General features: G+C 64.5%; 21 protein-coding genes, 1 other RNA gene and 1 pseudogene. 17 read left to right on the top strand and 6 right to left on the bottom strand.

Annotated features, from left to right (window positions below; translation table 11 throughout):
* Both AB1446_01665 and AB1446_01660 read left to right on the top strand, forming a co-directional pair.
* On the top strand, positions 1–385 hold a 385-nt coding region (locus AB1446_01665), incomplete at its 5' end, for a hypothetical protein (protein ID MEW6545610.1).
* Positions 378–638 (top strand): type II toxin-antitoxin system RelE/ParE family toxin, encoded by a 261-nt coding sequence (locus AB1446_01660; GenBank protein MEW6545609.1) that lies wholly within the window; start codon positions 378–380, stop codon positions 636–638. The genes AB1446_01665 and AB1446_01660, both read left to right, overlap by 8 nt.
* 127 nt (positions 639–765) lie before the next feature.
* On the opposite strand, the gene AB1446_01655 is transcribed toward AB1446_01660, so the two are convergent.
* Both AB1446_01655 and AB1446_01650 read right to left on the bottom strand, forming a co-directional pair.
* Complete coding sequence (locus AB1446_01655; protein ID MEW6545608.1) at positions 766–1,209, bottom strand: type II toxin-antitoxin system VapC family toxin; 444 nt, start codon at positions 1,207–1,209, stop codon at positions 766–768.
* Entirely contained in the window at positions 1,206–1,514 is a 309-nt protein-coding gene (locus AB1446_01650; GenBank protein ID MEW6545607.1) for a hypothetical protein, read from the bottom strand. The genes AB1446_01655 and AB1446_01650 overlap by 4 nt, the downstream gene beginning before the upstream one ends.
* Before the next feature lie 408 nt (positions 1,515–1,922).
* Between AB1446_01650 and AB1446_01645 the strand changes: the two genes are divergently transcribed.
* The 11 genes from AB1446_01645 to AB1446_01595 all read left to right on the top strand — a co-directional run bounded on the left by AB1446_01645 (position 1,923) and on the right by AB1446_01595 (position 9,174).
* Positions 1,923–2,435 (top strand): hypothetical protein, encoded by a 513-nt coding sequence (locus AB1446_01645; GenBank protein ID MEW6545606.1) that lies wholly within the window; start codon positions 1,923–1,925, stop codon positions 2,433–2,435.
* A gap of 649 nt (positions 2,436–3,084) precedes the next feature.
* Positions 3,085–3,297, top strand: coding sequence for a type II toxin-antitoxin system HicB family antitoxin (locus AB1446_01640; GenBank protein ID MEW6545605.1), 213 nt, complete (start codon positions 3,085–3,087; stop codon positions 3,295–3,297).
* A gap of 32 nt (positions 3,298–3,329) precedes the next feature.
* On the top strand, positions 3,330–3,518 hold the full coding sequence (locus tag AB1446_01635; protein MEW6545604.1) for a type II toxin-antitoxin system HicA family toxin: 189 nt from the start codon (positions 3,330–3,332) through the stop codon (positions 3,516–3,518).
* 144 nt (positions 3,519–3,662) lie between these two features.
* Positions 3,663–3,803, top strand: coding sequence for a DUF433 domain-containing protein (locus AB1446_01630; protein MEW6545603.1), 141 nt, complete (start codon positions 3,663–3,665; stop codon positions 3,801–3,803).
* Positions 3,800–4,057, top strand: coding sequence for a DUF5615 family PIN-like protein (locus tag AB1446_01625; protein ID MEW6545602.1), 258 nt, complete (start codon positions 3,800–3,802; stop codon positions 4,055–4,057). The genes AB1446_01630 and AB1446_01625 overlap by 4 nt, the downstream gene beginning before the upstream one ends.
* 520 nt (positions 4,058–4,577) lie before the next feature.
* Positions 4,578–5,447, top strand: coding sequence for a DUF429 domain-containing protein (locus tag AB1446_01620; protein ID MEW6545601.1), 870 nt, complete (start codon positions 4,578–4,580; stop codon positions 5,445–5,447).
* Positions 5,448–6,336: 889 nt separating this feature from the next.
* Positions 6,337–7,014, top strand: coding sequence for a hypothetical protein (locus AB1446_01615; protein MEW6545600.1), 678 nt, complete (start codon positions 6,337–6,339; stop codon positions 7,012–7,014).
* A 489-nt stretch (positions 7,015–7,503) separates the two neighbouring features.
* Positions 7,504–7,674 carry a hypothetical protein gene (locus AB1446_01610; GenBank protein ID MEW6545599.1) on the top strand — a complete coding sequence of 57 codons (171 nt, stop codon included), beginning with the start codon at positions 7,504–7,506 and terminating at the stop codon, positions 7,672–7,674.
* A 362-nt stretch (positions 7,675–8,036) separates the two neighbouring features.
* Positions 8,037–8,168: a hypothetical protein gene (locus AB1446_01605; GenBank protein MEW6545598.1), complete on the top strand. Its 132-nt coding sequence runs from the start codon at positions 8,037–8,039 to the stop codon at positions 8,166–8,168.
* A gap of 62 nt (positions 8,169–8,230) precedes the next feature.
* Complete coding sequence (locus AB1446_01600; protein ID MEW6545597.1) at positions 8,231–8,686, top strand: GTP pyrophosphokinase; 456 nt, start codon at positions 8,231–8,233, stop codon at positions 8,684–8,686.
* Between the two features lie 200 nt (positions 8,687–8,886).
* Entirely contained in the window at positions 8,887–9,174 is a 288-nt protein-coding gene (locus AB1446_01595; protein MEW6545596.1) for a hypothetical protein, read from the top strand.
* Here the strand turns inward: AB1446_01595 and AB1446_01590 are convergent.
* Positions 9,132–9,371, bottom strand: a complete 240-nt coding sequence (locus AB1446_01590; protein MEW6545595.1) for a hypothetical protein — start codon at positions 9,369–9,371, stop codon at positions 9,132–9,134. The genes AB1446_01595 and AB1446_01590 overlap by 43 nt on opposite strands.
* A gap of 60 nt (positions 9,372–9,431) precedes the next feature.
* Between AB1446_01590 and AB1446_01585 the strand changes: the two are divergent.
* Positions 9,432–9,767: pseudogene (locus tag AB1446_01585) on the top strand (site-specific integrase).
* Between the two features lie 32 nt (positions 9,768–9,799).
* Here the strand turns inward: AB1446_01585 and AB1446_01580 are convergent.
* From AB1446_01580 to AB1446_01570, 3 genes are read right to left on the bottom strand one after another with little or no spacing between them, the layout of a single operon-like run.
* Complete coding sequence (locus tag AB1446_01580; protein ID MEW6545594.1) at positions 9,800–10,819, bottom strand: ABC transporter permease subunit; 1,020 nt, start codon at positions 10,817–10,819, stop codon at positions 9,800–9,802.
* The gene (locus tag AB1446_01575) at positions 10,816–11,559 is read right to left on the bottom strand and encodes an ABC transporter ATP-binding protein (GenBank protein MEW6545593.1); all 744 of its coding nucleotides are present in this window, start codon (positions 11,557–11,559) and stop codon (positions 10,816–10,818) included. The genes AB1446_01580 and AB1446_01575 overlap by 4 nt, the downstream gene beginning before the upstream one ends.
* A 21-nt stretch (positions 11,560–11,580) precedes the next feature.
* The gene (locus AB1446_01570; GenBank protein ID MEW6545592.1) at positions 11,581–12,771 is read right to left on the bottom strand and encodes an NEW3 domain-containing protein; all 1,191 of its coding nucleotides are present in this window, start codon (positions 12,769–12,771) and stop codon (positions 11,581–11,583) included.
* A gap of 274 nt (positions 12,772–13,045) precedes the next feature.
* Here AB1446_01570 and rnpB point away from each other — a divergent pair.
* The 3 genes from rnpB (at position 13,046) to ssnA (ending at position 16,375) form a co-directional block, all read left to right on the top strand.
* Positions 13,046–13,435, top strand: an RNA gene (gene rnpB / locus AB1446_01565) — RNase P RNA component class A.
* Positions 13,436–13,549: 114 nt separating this feature from the next.
* Positions 13,550–14,992 (top strand): dihydropyrimidinase, encoded by a 1,443-nt coding sequence (gene hydA / locus AB1446_01560; protein MEW6545591.1) that lies wholly within the window; start codon positions 13,550–13,552, stop codon positions 14,990–14,992.
* Positions 14,993–15,028: 36 nt separating this feature from the next.
* On the top strand, positions 15,029–16,375 hold the full coding sequence (gene ssnA / locus AB1446_01555) for a putative aminohydrolase SsnA (protein ID MEW6545590.1): 1,347 nt from the start codon (positions 15,029–15,031) through the stop codon (positions 16,373–16,375).
* Positions 16,376–16,405 lie beyond the last annotated feature (30 nt).

Below are 16,405 nucleotides of genomic sequence, written 5' to 3'. Positions count from 1 at the left end.
ACCGGTTGAACTTATGAAGAGCTACGGTGGGCTGGGGCAGTTCGAGGACGTTTTCGACTCTCCATCCTCGCTGTGGAAAGAAATCGAGCAGCAGTACGAGCACCTGATGAGAAAGAGCGAGGGGGTTGCAAGTGGTGTGGTCCGGTGTTACTCTAGTACCGCCAGCGCAGCTTTGGGGGAGATGGGTATGCCGCGCAGGGTGCCGCGGTTGGTGGTGGAGGACGGCAAGGCCACTGCCGTAATACTGGACATTGAAGTCTATCGGGAGATGCTCGAGCGCCTCGAGGACCTTGAGGATTTGAGGATGTTGGAAGAGGTTCGGAAGAGGCCGTTGGACCTGCAGAGCCTGGAGGATTTCCTCGCGGGGCGCGCCTCGGATGTATGAGGTCTTTCTGGAGAGAGCAGCGCGGAAAGACCTGGAGGGCCTGCCGGCACGGGTCTTTCGGCAGGTGATTGCCTGCCTGCGTGGGCTGGCTCTCGATCCGAGGCCTCCTGGGGCGAGGAAGATAGTCGGCTCGGATAACGCGTGGCGGGTGCGCGTGGGAGAATACAGGGTAGTTTACGAGGTCGACGATGAGGCCCTTCGGGTCATCGTGTACCGGGTGAGGCACCGGAAGGAAGCTTACCGGGGTCTGTGATGGGTTGGCGCTTGAGGTAATGGCAGCTCCCTGGGTCGCCTGGCAACATGAGATATCGGACACTTGCGGCGGGTTGCTTTTGTGCTCAGCTGCGGTGAGCCTGGGTCAGACGCCGTCGGTGTTCGCCTCAACTTGGGCTGGTCGGTTCTAGGGAGGGGTGATGAGCCGGGTGGCGCACTGGATATCCGTGCGTGGTAGCGTTTCTGATGAATCGCTCGTCCAGGGTGAAGAGTGGGCAAGACGCGTGCACGGCGAGGGCCAGGTACGCAGCATCGTGTGTGCGGGAAATGCCAAGTTCGCGCGCCAGCCGGAGCGCTTGAAGGTAGAGGCTGCGCGGGGTCCAGAGCCTCACCCGAAGTCTGAGCGCCTCTGCCAGGGCGGCTTCTGCGGCATCTGGAGGGACGACGCCTGTGAATTCCAGGTGCCTGATGGCGGTGGTGACTTCGAAGGGTAACAGGTGGGGGGCTAGAAGTTCCGTCACTCCAGCCAGCCACCTGCGCACCTCGGCGTGGTATGGCTGGCCAGGGAGCACGGCGCGGACGATTGCGGAAGCGTCCACGACCGCTTTCATGGCTCGATCCCCAGAGCCCGTTGCGCGCGATCCTCTTCTGCCTTGGCGATGCTGTGCAGAATTTCTTCGGTGTTCACGGCTATCCCATTGGCAGCCAGCCGTGCCATCACGGGCTCGGTAGCTCGGACCCACGCGCGGGGAGGCAGGGTTTCTTCGTTTTCTCTTGCGTCTTCCAGGAACCTGCGGAGCGCCTCACGAACGAGTGCGCTTGCGCTGGGAGGGACGCTGAGTGTGCTGCGGTATTCTTCCAGGGCGCGAAAAAGCTCTTCTCCCAGATATACGGTAGCCTCGGGTCGGCGCCTCACGGCAATCACCCCTCGGGTCATTATACCAGATACGTGGGTTACGCGGTAATCGTGGCAGGCAGGACGGCCAGTCGGCCGCCGAACTGGTCCGTCTTCGTTAGCTCTCTTGACCGGCGGGGTTTGCCGATGTCCTCGGGCGGCAGGAATGGCCGCTTGAGGAGCGGTGCCGACGCATGGCGGCCCTGCGGGCCTGCCTCAGCGAGCACAGTATGTGCCGTTGGGCTGGGGCTTTTGCGACGGTGCGGTTTCCCGCTGCGCTCCTGATGTCAGGAAGGCCGGACCTCCGGGCCATCGCGTGTGAACTGGGCTCGTGCTGGTCCTCGGGAATGGCGGACTGGTAGAATAGGCGCGGGGCTCCTGGGTTCCAATGTTGTAGGGCTTGGTGGGGTTTGGGAGGGGGACGGTGCGGTGCGACCTGTCGATGCGCTCACGGTGGAAGCGACCTGGAAGGAGATGTGCTGCGCCTCGCAGCGGGACGCCGAGAGGTGGGTCGAGGAGATGACGGCTGAGCAGCCGGTGGTCCTGGCCTACCTGCTGGCGGTGGATCACGACTTTCTGAACCAGGACGAGAGGGAGCTGCTGCTTTACCTGGGAGTGGCGGTGTGGCGCATGATGTGCCGGGCCGGGTGCAGGCCTGCAACGGTGACGGAGGAGTTGCTGGAGCGGCTTGAGAGGCGGAAGGAGAAGGAGCTCAAGCGGCTTGTGGGAAAGGGACCGGAGGTGCTGGACCGGGCTGCGAGGGATCTGCTCATCCGCTGGCGCCAGCCGGAGTTGTTGCGGTACGTGGTGGAAGCCCTGACGGAAGAGGACGAGCCGGGCTGTGCTATCCGCCCTGAGGCCAAGGGGCTTATGGCGTTCCGCCTCATGACGGTTATCGAGGCGCTGGATTCCTCAACCCTGGGTCAGGCAATAGGCGATTAGGCCACGGTCTGGGCGGAGCCGACTTTGCTGGCCGGGGCTGCGCGCCGTGGGGTAGTTTTGGCCTAGGGTTTTGCACATGATCCTCGGGCGGCAAGCGCCCGACGGTCGATTTACATCGGAGGACGGGCCGGAGTTCGATCCCCACGCAACCTACGAGGTACGCGGGCACTGAAGATGGCAAAGATGCTCTGAGGGGACCTACCCTGGTCAGTGCATCCCGCTCTGGGGCCGCACGATAAGGTCAAGCGGGAACGTTCATTAACCGACGCAGGCGGCGTTTGCCGCCCGGAGTGATGCGTGATCCTCCGGCTGCTAAGGCCGCCTGCCTGTGTCGCATAACGTGAACGCCCGGTGGGCCGGGCGCTCTCACCCGCGGGAAAGCCCGCGGGGTTTCTGCTTGCAGGAGATCCCTGACGGGTACCTGTCCGGGCCGGGGCGTAGGCCTGGCGGTAAAACGAAGCCCCGCGTTGTGGAGAAGGTTGCGGATCGCGTCGTCAGCGCTCAAGGCAGGCGTGCTGTCAGTCACGGGGCTACCGAGATGGCGATGTTGGCACGGCGCGGGGGTGGGCACCCCGTGCGTCTGGGGTCTTGGGATGCGGTGTTCGCGCTTCGGCTTCTGATGGGTTAGAATATGCTGGGGGTGTGGTCCGTGGTTTACCCGGTGATCATCGAGGAGGACGAACGGGGTGGGTATGTCGTGGTGTGCCCCGCGTTTGAGGGATGCTACACCCAGGGGGATACTGTCGAGGAGGCCCTGGCCAATATCCGCGAGGCTATAGAACTGTGTCTTGAGGAACTGCGGGCTGAGGGCAGGGAAGCGCCTCCTCCGCGCAGGGTGCTTGTCGGGAGTGTGGCTGTTTGAGCCCTGCATTGCCCGTAGTATCTGGCGACGAAGTGGTGCGAGCCCTGGGGCGAGTGGGTTACACCGTTGTCCGGCAGCGTGGCAGCCACATGCGGCTTCTGTGCCCCGGCCGGAAGCCTGTTACGGTTCCGCGCCACCGTGAGCTCAAGGCGGGCCTGCTGCGGCGGATCTTGGCGGATGCCGGGCTTTCTGTGGAGGAGTTTGTTCGTCTCCTGAACTGATCTCGTAGGGCTGTTGAATCTGCGGGCGGAGCTGGCCCGGGAGGCAATGGGACATGGAGGTTTTCGAACGCATTACGGTCGACCCGACCGAAGGTGTGTGGTGGAAAACCATGCATCCGGAGCCTTCGTTTTCCCGTGTAGCGCTTGCTGGGACTTCTCGCCGCCGGTGAGAGTCGGGAGAGCATACTGAAAGCGTACCCCTATCTCGAGCGTGCCGATATCGATGCGGTACTGAGGTATGCCGCGTTCCTGGCCGAAGAGGAGACGGTGGAGGTTGCTCGGTGAAGTTCCTGGTCGACATGCCGCTTTCGGCCTCTCTTGCCTGCTGGCTTCGTGAGCGCGGGCACGACGCCGTCCACGCGTTTGAGGTTGGCCTAGGGTCTGCCTCGGACGGGGAGATCGTGGGGCGCGCGTGGTGTGAGGAGAGGGTGGTGTTACGGCCGATCTGGACTATGCCCGTCTTCTGGCGCTGGCGCGTGTTGGCCACCCGGGCCTGGTTCTTTTCCGCGGAGGCAACTTCAGCGAGCCCGAGACCATGATGGGGTGCGTCATGGTAGCCGTCCCCGGGGCGGAGCTGTCCAGGAGCATTGTGGTGGTTGGTCGGCAGCGGGTACGGCGCAGGGTACTGCCCGTTTAAGGGTGCGGTAGTGCGTCGGGACACACTGTGACTGGGTGGGGTGGAACCCACTCCCCCGTTTCCTTGCGACGGTATATCTTGAACTTATGCGCGCTTCTACGGAGGGGCGCCGCGCGCCTGCCTCAGTCTCGCACCCCCGTGACCAGGTAGTTCGGCCGGTGCCTGATCTTGTGGTGGGCCCGAGCAGTTCCCCAGACTCATTCGCCCGACCGCGGTGCTCTCAGCGCTCGAGGGCAGCCCTGATCCCGATGGGCCATCCCCCGGCCTCTTAGACGTGCTGTGAATTCCCTGCAAAGGTGGCCAGGCTTTGGGTCAAGAAGTTCTCCCCTTCAAGTCGCCCCAGGTAGGCAGGAGGAAATGGCGCCCTGGCGATGGAAATGTAGACACACCAGCGGCAGCGTTGCCAGTCGAGGTGATGGTGCGTGCCGTGCGTGCTGGGAATTGACGCGGCCTGGTCGGCAGGATGCCCCTCGGGCATCAGCCTGCTCTCCTGCGAACCAGCCTCACGGCCGCGCCTCCTGGTGACGGCTCGTTCGTTCGTGGAGTACGCGCAGGTCCTGGACGGAGCCACCCCTAGGTGGGACAAGCCGCCACCTCACGGTCAAATGGGGTTGCGGGAGGTTCTCGAAGCCACCGCCCGGAAACTGGGATCCTGGCCGCTGATCAGCATCGACATCCCCCTGTCCAGCCAGCCCATAGCCGGGCGCAGACTGGCGGATCAGGAGGTGGCGCGGGAATACGGGAGACTAGGTGCCACCACGCACACGCCGAACCCGAACCGCCCGGGTGGGGTTTCTTTGGGTATATACAAGACCCTTACCGGCCTTGGGTACCAACTCGCGACCAACGAGGTCTGCTTCTCGACCGAGCGCCCCCTATTCCTGGAAACGTATCCTCATCCCGCAGTCATTGAACTTCTCGAGCTCGATTACCGCCTGCCCTACAAGACCAGCAGGCGCCATGACTACTGGCCCAAGGACACCCCAGCCCGGCGCTGGGAAAGACTCGTCGAGTCCATGACCCTTCTTCACAGAGGCTTGAGCGGGGAAGTCGAGCTCGCGGGGAGGCTGCCAGAACCTTCATTCTTGAGGGCGGCGCGCCCGAAGACACCGGCCTTCAAGGGTTATGAAGATGCCCTTGACGCCACCATTTGTGCTTGGGTGGGAGCTGAGTTCTTGAGAGGTCGCTGCCGCCCGTTGGGCGGGACCGACGGCACCGTCTGGCTGCCCCTGCCCAGAAGAGGACAGCCAAGAAGCTGCCTGGTCGCCGGAGCGCGCCTTGAAAGTTACTAGCTGGACCGTGTTAACCGTCGGCATTACCCGGAGTGATACTCGGTCGGCCACAGCCCGGAGGCCTGTTTTGCGGCGGGTGGTACCGGGGTTTTCTTTTTGCTTCCACCACACGGCAGTTCGACCCTCAGCCGCAGGGCCCTCGAGCCCGAGCGCCGCGCAAAGAGCAGCGAGAACGCGGCCGGCGGATCCCCTCACGACGATATCCGCAGCGCCGTCCGCCGGCTATGAGAGGGCGAGAAAGAGCTCTCTCTTCAAGTGCGGCAGGGAGAACGGAAGCTGCTCCTTTTTGGGTCCTGCTGCCCCCCGGCCCGGCGGGCTATGCCCGCCTTGCTGGTTAAGGTTGGCGGTGTGGTGCTCGCCCCCTGCCGGGGGGTCAGTACGGCAACTGTTCGCGCAGGCGGCAGATGCCGGGCATATGGGGGCTGACACAGGTGGAACCGTTTTGGGTGCTGCTCGCCACCGCGCACAACGCTCCTTGACCAGCTGGTGGTGACGACGGCGGACCGCCCTCTGGGGTCGCCATCTGGTGTTGAATTACCCGGTCATCGGCTCTGGCTTAACACGATGTAGGTCTTGGGGTGGTGCCATGGTGGAAAGGCTGATGTACCCGGTTGCTCTGGATGCTTGTGGGCGCGTTGTGACGGTCGAACAAGCTGTCAGAGGGGAGAAGTACTATTGTCCCCAGTGTACGGAGCCGTTTGTGCTTCGGGCCGGTCAGTAAAGGAGGAAGCACTTCGCTCACAAGTCTGGCGCGGCGAGCTGCACGTTAGAGAGCGTTTTGCACCAGGCAGCGAAGGTTGCGCTGGGGTCTGTCCTGCGCGCCCGTCTCCGGGAACGCTCAGCTTTTCTTGTGGCCTGGACCTGCCGGGTCTGCCATCGTGAGCACAGCTTGGACATCCTTGTCGGGGTGGAAAGGGTTGAGCTCGAGTACTCGTTGGGTGATGTCCGTCCCGACATTGCTTTGTTGGATTACGAGGGTGGGGTGCTGCGGGTCGTGGAGGTTGTGGTAACCCACGAGCCCGAAGAGGCGGCCTGGCAAGTATATTCGGCGGCGAACATACCCGTGTTTTGCGCGAAAGCTGACGAGAAGACAGTGGAAGGCTTCTTGCAGGCAGCTCAAGGCTTTCAGTGCTACAAGGTGGTAGGGGTTGAGTGTCCAACGCCTAAGTGTCCAAGCTGCCATACGCCACTGCACAAGGTGGTGCTTGTGCTGTTGAATGAGTATCCTTGTTGGCGATGTCGTAGGCCGATGCGGGTGGCGTACTGGAGGGCTGACGATAGTTGGCGGATATGGGAGTGGGCTACGTTCCCGAGACAGGCGTTGGCCTTGATGCGAAGCCATGGCATCAGGCTTGAGTATGCGAGCAGCAAGCTTGCCAGACAGCGGTACTGGCGCCAGGTCTGTCCCAATTGTGGCGCCATGCAGGGTGACTACTTCATCGGTGAGTATGTTGTGGAGCAGGCTTACAGCGAGGATAAGGCTTCTGAGGAACATGATGCCGGCTTTCTGTGGTGTCACCAGTGTGGTGGGGTTTTTCTGGACCCCCCATGGAGTGCGTTGCTATAGTAGATAGCGGAGCAAGTTGGATTGGGTAGTAGACGTGGTACCGTCTCCAACAGCATGGTACCCCAGGACCTCTGGCCCCGCTTCCGGGCCGGGGTATGTTGGTGACTACTTGCTCACGAGTGGCTCTTGGCATCGTTCAGCGGGCGTTGCTGGGACGATGTGCAACCGGATGGTCCTAGATGTCCCGCGGCTGAAGGCGAGGCCGTGCGGCCACTCGCTGCGGGTGCGGCCCGTCTAGGCTACCATACTGACGGGCTGCGGGCGGTTTTCCGCCCGCTCGGGGTTCTGTGGGGGTGTTGTCTGCGGAGGGCCAGGCGGCCCGCCGTGATGCAGAGCGGGGGTGAAGCTGCACCGCTTTCGCGGACAGATAAACAGCATTTGTGAGTACCTTCTCGGTGCCCTCCGTGCGAGTACGTTTTCGCCGGGCCTTGGGTGGGCCGCCGGGGAGCCGTGCCCGGGGACCGGACAACTGGGGAGAGGGATCTGGACGTGAGGGTGCTGCTGAGGTCTGCTGCTGCGGCCGTAGTCCTGCTTGTTGAGGCGGGCGTGGCGGGTCCAGCCCTGGCCGGCGGGGAAATGTTCTTCAGTGACGAGGCCGAGGCCCCCTGGGCGAGGGCTTACCTTGCCGCGGCGAACCTGAGGGGGCTGAAGGAGAGGTAGCGACAGCTCGGCGCCTAGCTGGGGAACTCCCCGCACAGGTATTCCTGAGCGAGGGATTCCTCAAGCGGGAATTCCTGCGGGTGGGGATATGGCCAGGAGTCGAGCGCTGCCGGCCTATGGATGGTTAAGCGTTTGCCCTGGCCTTCCTGTAGTTCCCTCGAGTGCGATCCCTCGGGTTGCGGGTGTACTCCGGCAACGGTGGGACAGTAGGAGGCGCAGGCCGAGGCAGGGGACACCTGCGGTGGACTCCTCAGGAGGGAGGAATTCCTGAACGAGGAATTCCTCAAACGGCAATTCCTGTTGAGGACCTTGTCCATGCAGTACATGCAGGATGCCCTCGCAGGAGTAGTCCTCGAAAAGATGTGGCGGCGCGGTTGGCCGTGGTAGCGGTGTCGAGGGCTGACGCGATGCTGGTGGCCACGAACCACGGTCAGGACGGCCTGTTGGGGCTCGGGCGGGATGAGCCGCTGCGCCTGGGGAGGGCGGTGGCGTAACACCGACCGCGCGGGCCCCCGCCCGGTGCAGCTGGCGGCGGCGGGGGCCGGAGGGAGGGGAGGTGGCGGGCCTGGACGGAGAGCAAGCGCTACTTGAGTCTGCCATAGTTCTTGCGGTGGCCGCGCACCGGGGGAGCACGGACAAGGGCGGCGCGCCGTACGTACTCCACCCCCTGCGCGTGATGCTGCAACTCGGGGACCTGCGGGAGATGGCGGCCGGGGTGCTGCACGACGCGGTGGAAGACGGCGGGGTGACGCTGGAGCAGCTGGGCCACCTCGGTTTTCCGGCGGATGTGCTGGAGGCCCTTGAGGCCCTGACACGGAGGCCGGGGGAGGACTACGGCGCCTACCTCGGGCGGGTGAAGGCCAATCCCATGGCGCTCCGGGTGAAGCTGGCCGACCTGCGGGACAACCTGGACGAGTCCCGCATACCGGAGCCGACGGACGCCGACCGGAGGCGGTGGGAGAAGTACCGGAGGGCGCTGGCCGATCTGGAGGGGGTCGTGGGGCGTGGGTGAGTTGTGGGCTGGTCCGTCGCCTTTTGACGGAGCAGCGGTGGTAAGCTTAGGTTGAATGCTGCTGCCGCGGTGCGTCCAGCAACTCGGCCGGTTGTGTGGGATTCCTGGTGGTGCGACCGAAGCTAAGGCCCCGGTTCGGTTAATGTTCGGCCGAGTGAGTGCGGGGGTCACGGGCCACGTTTGAAGGGGGAGGGGGACCGGTGGTAAGGCAACTTGGCAAGCTCAAGCGGCTTGACCCCGCTGACGTGTGGGCGAATGAGGCGAAAGACTTCACGCCTTGGCTGAGGGATAACATCGACCTCCTGTGCGAGGCCCTGGGAGTGGAGCTTGAGATCACGGAGTCGGAGGGAGAGGTGGGCGACTTCTACGCGGACCTTGTGGGTCGAGAAGTGGAGTCCGGGCGCGTGGTGGTCATCGAGAACCAGTTGGGGCCGACCGACCACGATCATCTTGGCAAGCTGGCAGCGCGCCAGGTGGGTACAGTTTGACGCTTACTCATATCTGTTGCCAATCTATGTTCCTGGTATGCGCGAAGGGACAGCAACGCAGGCATGTACCGTAAAATCACCTTGAGCGGATCGGTGCCCGCCAGCAAGGACATTTCTAAGTCTTTGATCAATTCGCCGACCAGCACCGAGCGAACACTTGCCTCATGGGCGCTGGTTAGGGTGCTCTCTTCAGCCATCTATGACCACTCCGCAAGTAAGCCCTCAACCACACGGACGGGCCTGACTGGCGCGACTACGGCCTGGTGTTCTGCAACCAAAAAGGCGGTCCTCTGTTCAACATGAACGTCCACAAAGCCTTCACCGCATGCTGCAAGAGGGCGGGCGTGCCCCGGATCCGCCTCCACGACCTACGGCACACGCACGCCACTTTGCTACTGCGGCAGGGTGTGCACCCGAAGGTGGTGTCGGAGCGCCTGGGGCACGCTAGCGTGAAGATCACGCTTGACATTTACAGCCACGTCCTTCCCGACACGCAGGAGGAGGCCGTAAGGGCTACGGAGAGAGCCCTTGCAGCGGGCCGCGTTAGCAACCCGTTAGCAAATTGCCCCCGGGCAGGGAGGGGCGGTCGCTGAAAGTCTTGGGGCTGTATGACGACCGCAGCGGGTCAGGCGCGGATTTCCTGACGGATGAAGAGATAGTAGGCGACCGCGAACACTCCGGCGGTGAGGGCGACCAGGCTCACCAGGTGGGGCCATACAAGAAGCATACTCTGCCCCGGGGAGAGGAACCCGGCAATGGCGCCTTCTACCTGTTCCAGCAGGATGGGACCCAGCGTCCTTATACTGGGGTTGAGAAGGGTTACGATGGCCTCCTCATACAGGACGGTGGGGGAGAGACGGCCGAGGGCCAGATGGCAGCGGGCGTTGCGCAGAGCTACATCCACGGGAGAGTCCTGGGTCACCGGGAACAGGGTATCTGCTATCAGGCCGGCGAGCAGCCGGGCGAAGACGGCAAAGAAGAGCCAGACGGCGATCCCGGCCAGCGCCGAGGTGGCTGCCTGCCGGAAGATCACGGAGAACAGGATGCCCAGCGCCAGCCAGAAAGCCACGTAAACGACGGTTACCACCAGGTAGGCCAGGACGCGCACCACCTCTTCGGTGGTGGGCGGAACGCCGGTGAGGATGAGGCCGAGGCCGGCCACCAGCAACCCCAGGGACCCCATCATCCAGCCCAGCATGGCGGTCCCGGCCAGGAACTTGCCGTTGATGACGTCGTCGCGGTATATGGGCTGGGCCAGCAAGCGGCTGAGGGTACCCCGGTTGCGCTCGCCCACTATGGCATCGAAGCCCATGGCCAGACCCACCAGCGGCCCCAGGAAGGACACGAAGGCAATGAAAGGGGGCAGCGTCCCCGAGGTGGTGAACAGCCGCAGAAAGACATACTGGTTGCCTTCCTCGGCCACGGTTTGGCGGATAGTCTGGGCTCCCACGTACATGCTGCTCAGGCCCGTGACTCCTACAAGCAGGAAGAGGATCAGGAAGCGGATACTGGCGGTGTGGTCTGCTATCTCCTTGGCGCAGACTACTCCCAGACCGCCGCTCGACCAGGTGGACGCCCGCCGTCTCACCTTTTCCTGGAGAGATGAGAAAAAGGCCGGCACCCCGGAAAGCGCGAGCTGCCTCACCGGGAGTCACCCCCCTGGAAGTACGTACGGTAGATGTGGTCCAGGCTCTGGCCCCGTGCCAGCAAGTCCGGAATGGAGATGGGCCCGGGCTCTACCATCCGTCCCCGCACGAATATCCCCACCCGGTCGCATATTTCCTGCACCTGGTGCAGGAGGTGGGAGGAGATGAGAACGGTGCGTTTTTCCTCCCGGGCCAGGCGGACGATGAGGGCCAGCACCTCCTGCACCCCCTCGGGGTCGATGCCCAGGGTGGGCTCATCCAGGATCAGCAGGCGGGGATCCTTTACCAGGGCATCGGCGAGCCCCAGGCGCTGACGCATGCCGCGTGAGTATTCCCTTACCGGGCGGTCGCCCACCGCACCCAATCCCACGGTGTTCAGCAATTCCGCGATCCGCCTTTCTGCCTCGGGGGGTGTGATGCGGTTGAGCCGGGCCGTGTAGCGCAAGTTCTCCCGTCCGGTCATGTCTTCGTAAAACCCCACATTGTCCGGCAGGTATCCCACGAGCCTCTTCACTGCCAGGGGTTCCCGGGTGGGATCGTGACCGGCCACCCTCACCGTCCCCTCGCTGGGTTCGGTCAAACCAAGGAGCATGAGGATGGTGGTGGTCTTTCCGGCCCCGTTGGGCCCCAGCAGCCCGAACACCTCGCCCTCGTAGATGTCCAGGTCCAGGTGATCCACCGCCACCAGGCTACCGTATCTTTTCGTCAGCCCCCGCAGGGAAACGATGACCTCTGCCATCTCGGACCCTGCCCCGTGCCGCTAGCGGCGGCCGTACTTGCGGAACGTGGCCCATACCCCCGCCATCACCGCCGCCACCAGCGCGATCCCCACCATCCCCCAGGCCGTGGGGGTGAGGACCGTCACCCGGAACTGAGCACTCTCCCAGGCCCCCCGGGCGCTGGCGCTGATACTCACCAGGTAATCGCCGGCGATGGCGCGGCTATCCGGCTTGATGTAGGCCGTGATCTCGCGGCTTTCGCCGGCGGCCAAAGTATCTATGGTTTCCGGATCAAACCGCACCGACCAGTTCCGGGGCGGACTGGAGGAAAAGGTGACCGGCCCCAGGTCGGCGCTCCCGGCGTTTTCCACCACCAGCTTGACCGGGCTTTCGCGGCCCGGGTTGGCTTCAGCACTCAGGCGCCCCGAAGGGGTGCTCAGCCGGAGTTCGAACGTCCCCACGATGTTCACCTCGAGGCTGGCGGAGGCCTGGCTGGCCCCGGAGAGGGCTTCCACCACGATGTTGTAGCGGCCGGCCGCCACCTTCTGAGGAGGTTTCACTTCCACGTCAAGGCCCCTGGTTTCTCCCGCCCCCAGGCTCAGACTGGCGATCTGCTTGTTCTCATATGCCGGGCTGAAGGTGACCTGCCATCCGGGAGGAGCCTGGGCCCTCAGGCTGTAGGAGCGTTCCCGGGAACCGTTGTTGGTGAGATCGACGCGGAAGCGGAAGGTGGCGTTGCTGGGTCCGGTGAGGGAGGGATATTGGGTCACCATCCGGTCAGGGCCTGCCTCTTCGGTGCTCACCCGGATGCTTACCTGCAGGGCAGTACTTCCCGCAGCCGAACGGGCACTCACCACTATGCGTCCTTCGCCGGGCTGGGCGTCCTCGGGGACCTTCACCTGCAACTCAACTTCTTGCCCCTTCTCGGCCGGCACGTACACCTGGTACACCTGCCGGCCGTCCCCCAACAGGAAAACCTCCCACCCTTTGGGCTGTCCGGTGACCTGCAGGGTTACCTTCTGGTCCCCCAGGCCCCGCACCGAAAGGTGGAGGGGAAAGGTGAGGGTTTCCCCCGGCCTGGCCACCACGCCCGGGTAGGGAGTAGAGAGTACCAGGCCCTGGGCGTGGACGCCGGCTGACACGGCCAGTGTGCCGCAGAGGAGCACGGCTGCAAACAGTACCAGAACCAGCTTCCTCGGCCTGGGCCAAGCAGTCTGATGCGGACCGTCCATGCAACATCAACCTCCGCGCAAAAGCTCGAGACCGGCTACCCCCTTGAGTGCCGGCTTACCCTGTGTGTTCGACGTGGCGGGGCCTTGCTCCTGCCACGGTGAGTTCTCCGCCACATGCGCTGGTGCTGCTCGGCGATACCGTGGTGCATGTTGTCAGTGCTGTAATGTCCGGGAGTCCGCATTGCCAGGTGTCCTTTCCAGTGTCCGCATTGCCAGGTGTGCGCATTGCCAGGTTGACGTCGCGAGCCCGGCGTGCTAACCTGATGTTGTCGAAAGAGCAGGTCGGGCAACTGCGAGCACAGGTGACCGCGAGGTCGTGCTCGAGGAAAGTCCGAACTCCAAAGGGCAGGGTGCTGGATAACGTCCAGCGGGGGCGACCCCAGGGATAGTGCCACAGAAAGAAACCGCCGGGAGGGCGACAGTCCGAACGGCAAGGGTGCAACGGTGGTGTAAGAGACCACCAGGGGCCGGGCGACCGGCTCGCTAGGTAAACCCCACCCGGAGCAAGACCAAGTAGGGGGAGGATGATGTGGCCCGCGGACTCCCCGGGTTAGGTCGCTTGAGGCCCCGGGTGACCGGGGTCCCAGACGGATGGTTGCCGCTCCGGTAGCCGGTGCGGCCGGCTCCGGGGGCACAGAATTCGGCTTACAGACCTGCTCACCGCAAGCAGGCGCGGGTCCGCAAGGGCCCGCGCTATTTTACTTCCAGAGGAAACGCAACCCGGCAGGGCGAACTGTTAAGTAATACCGAACGCCCCTGAGGGGGGTGAAAAGTAGGGATGGGCGGATTTGACCTGGTGGTGCGGGGCGGACGGGTATTCGGACCTGGGGATTGGGGCGAAATCGACGTGGGCGTGCGGGGCGGACTGGTCGTGGCCCTGGGGAACCTGGGCGCTTCGGGGGCGGCGAAGGTGGTGGATGCCCGCGGCCTGGTGGTACTACCGGGCCTCATCGATCCTCACGTCCACATATCGCTGCCTCTGGCAGACGGCACGGCGACCTGTGATGATTTCTTCACAGGCACGGTGGCGGCGGCCCGCGGGGGCATCACCACGGTGATAGATTTTGCCGAGCCGAGGCCCGGTCAGTCGCCCGGCGCGGCCCTGGCGGAAAGGATGGCTCAGGCCGAGGGCCGGGCGGTGGTAGACTACCTGTTCAGCGTGACTCTGAGTTCGGCCGATCCTGATGCCCTGGCCGAGGTACCCCTCCTGGTTCAACGCGGGGTGCGTTCGTTCAAGCTTTACATGGTGTACCCGGGTCTGGGGCTGGACGACCGGTCTCTGCTGGCCTGCCTGGATGCCATCGGGCAGGCGGGAGCCCTGGCTACCGTCCACGCCGAATCGGCTGCCATAGTGGAATCGCAGACGGCGCGGCTTCAGGCAGCCGGACATCTGGAGGCAGTTTGGTTTCCGCACTCCCGGCCGACGGTGGCAGAGGCAGAAGCCGTCTGCCGGGTGCTTACCCTGGCGGGTCTGGCGGGTGCGCACGTATGCATCCGGCACCTGTCCAGCGGGGCGGGGTTGGCAGCGGTCGCGGCTGCCCGCGAGGCGTTGATGAGGGCGGCACCTGCCAGGGGGGCTTCGCCGGGTGCCGGGGGACACTGCATCAGCGAGGTATGGGTGGAAACCGCCCCCCACTACCTGGCCCTCGACGAGTCGGTATACGGTCGGCGGGACGGTCACCGTTTCATCGCCAGCCCGCCCCTGCGGAAAAAAGAGGATCAGGACGCCCTGTGGCGGGGGATAGCCACCGGCGAGGTACACTTCCTGGGCACGGACCACTGTGCCCTCAGCGCCGGGCAGAAGGACAGGGCCCGGGATTTCCTCCACGTCCCCGGGGGCCTGCCTGGCTTCGAGACCATCCTGCCCCTGACGTATACCCTGGGCGTGCACTCGGGGCGCATCCCCCTGTCCCGGCTGGTGGAAATCACCAGTACCGCTGCTGCCCGCGCCTTTGGTCTCTACCCCCGCAAAGGGAATTTGCTTCCCGGAGCCGATGCCGACCTCGTCCTCGTGGATCCCAAAGTCACGCGGCGCGTGGAAGTGGGCGCCGAGGGCCTGGCGGCGGTGCTGGGTTGGTCTCCTTACGAGGGATGGGAGCTCAAAGGGTGGCCACGGATCGTGATTTCGCGAGGGGAAGTGGTCCTGGAGGAAGGTGAGTTCTGCGGCGGGGCCGGGCGTGGCCTTTACGTGGGAGTACGCGCATCCGGGGCGGCGACATGAGTGGCCGGGAGGGCGAGGCGAAAGGAGGAGACGGACGTGAAAGGCGCCAAGGCGAGAACACTGGTGGGAAATGGGGTCCTCATCACCATGGAAGAGGTCAACCGGTTTTTCTCCGATGGAGCGGTGCTGGTGGAAGGGGAACTGGTAAAAGAGGTAGGGTCGACCGCCACTCTCCGCGCCCGCTACCCGGAGGTGCCGTTTCTGGATGCCCGCGGGATGCTTATCCTGCCCGGGTTCGTGACTGGGCACACCCACCTCTACGGCCAGTGGGCGCGTGGCATCCCTGGTCGGGGAGAACCGGCTGCCGGCTTCCGCCAGATCCTGGAGCGACTGTGGTGGCGGCTCGACAAAGCCCTCACGCCGGAGGATAATTACTACCAGTCGATGGCGGGGTTGCTGGAAGCCGTCCGGCACGGGGTGACCACCCTGTTCGATCACCACGCCAGCCCGTACGCCTGCGAGGGGAGCCTGGACCAGGTGGCGCGCGCCTTCACCGAGATGGGGGTGAGGGGCTGCCTGTGTTACGAGGTGTCCGACCGGGATGGGCCGGCCATAGCCCGCCGGGGGCTGGAAGAGAACCGCCGCTTCATCGAGCGTTGCCGCCGAGAAGGCGGATCGCTGCTGAGGGGTGCCTTCGGACTCCATGCTTCCTTCACCGTGGGGGAGGGAACCCTGCGGGAGGCCTCCGAGATTGGTAACAGCCTGGGGGCGGGATTCCACGTCCACGTCGCCGAAGGGGAAGCGGACGTGGCCGAGACCGTGCGGCAGTTCGGAAAGCATCCCGTCCGTCGCCTGGCGGAAGCAGGCGTGCTGGGGGAGAGTAGCATCGCCGCCCACTGCGTCCTGGTGGGTGAGGAGGAGATCGCCATTCTCCGGGAGTGCGGGTGCACGGTGGCTCACAACCCGCAGTCCAACATGAACAATGCGGTGGGTAGCTCCCCGGTGCCCGACCTGCTCGGGGCCGGGGTGAATGTGGTGCTGGGCGGGGACGGGTTCCTCGACATGTGGCGGGAGGCGAATCTCACGGTCATGGTTGCCCGCCTGGGTCGGGCCGACCCGCGGGTTGTGGGCGGCGAAGATGTGCGCCGTATCACCTGGGTGAACAACGCCCGCCTGGCCCGCCGTTACTGGGAGCGTGCCCTGGGGCAGATCACCGAGGGAGGATTCGCTGACATCATCCTGGTGGACTACCGGCCATTCACCCCCCTGGAGGAGACCAACTACATGGGCCACCTGATATACGGGGTACCCGGGTCGGCGGTGGTTACCGTCATGGTAGGGGGACGCATCCTTATGCGTGACCGTACGTTCCAGACCGTGGATGAGGAGGCGATCCTGGCCCGCTCCCGCGAACTGGCGCGCGCCCTCTGGCAGCGCTACTAGCAGGGGGTACGTGCGCGCCAGGTAGCGGCA

The sequence above is a fragment of the Bacillota bacterium genome (assembly GCA_040757085.1).
In the GTDB taxonomy this organism is placed as follows: Bacteria; Bacillota; Sulfobacillia; order JACIYH01; family JACIYH01; genus JACIYH01.
The sequence above is the reverse complement of the archived record's forward strand: the minus strand, read 5'-3'. Positions and strand labels throughout refer to the sequence as shown.

Coding starts and splice junctions, on each gene's coding strand:
- AB1446_01590 (MEW6545595.1), bottom strand. CDS start 9,371: ATGGCTGAAGAGAGCACCCTAACCAGCGCCCATGAGGCAAGTGTTCGC.
- AB1446_01570 (MEW6545592.1), bottom strand. CDS start 12,771: ATGGACGGTCCGCATCAGACTGCTTGGCCCAGGCCGAGGAAGCTGGTT.
- AB1446_01655 (MEW6545608.1), bottom strand. CDS start 1,209: ATGAAAGCGGTCGTGGACGCTTCCGCAATCGTCCGCGCCGTGCTCCCT.
- AB1446_01660 (MEW6545609.1), top strand. CDS start 378: ATGTATGAGGTCTTTCTGGAGAGAGCAGCGCGGAAAGACCTGGAGGGC.
- hydA (MEW6545591.1), top strand. CDS start 13,550: ATGGGCGGATTTGACCTGGTGGTGCGGGGCGGACGGGTATTCGGACCT.
- AB1446_01575 (MEW6545593.1), bottom strand. CDS start 11,559: ATGGCAGAGGTCATCGTTTCCCTGCGGGGGCTGACGAAAAGATACGGT.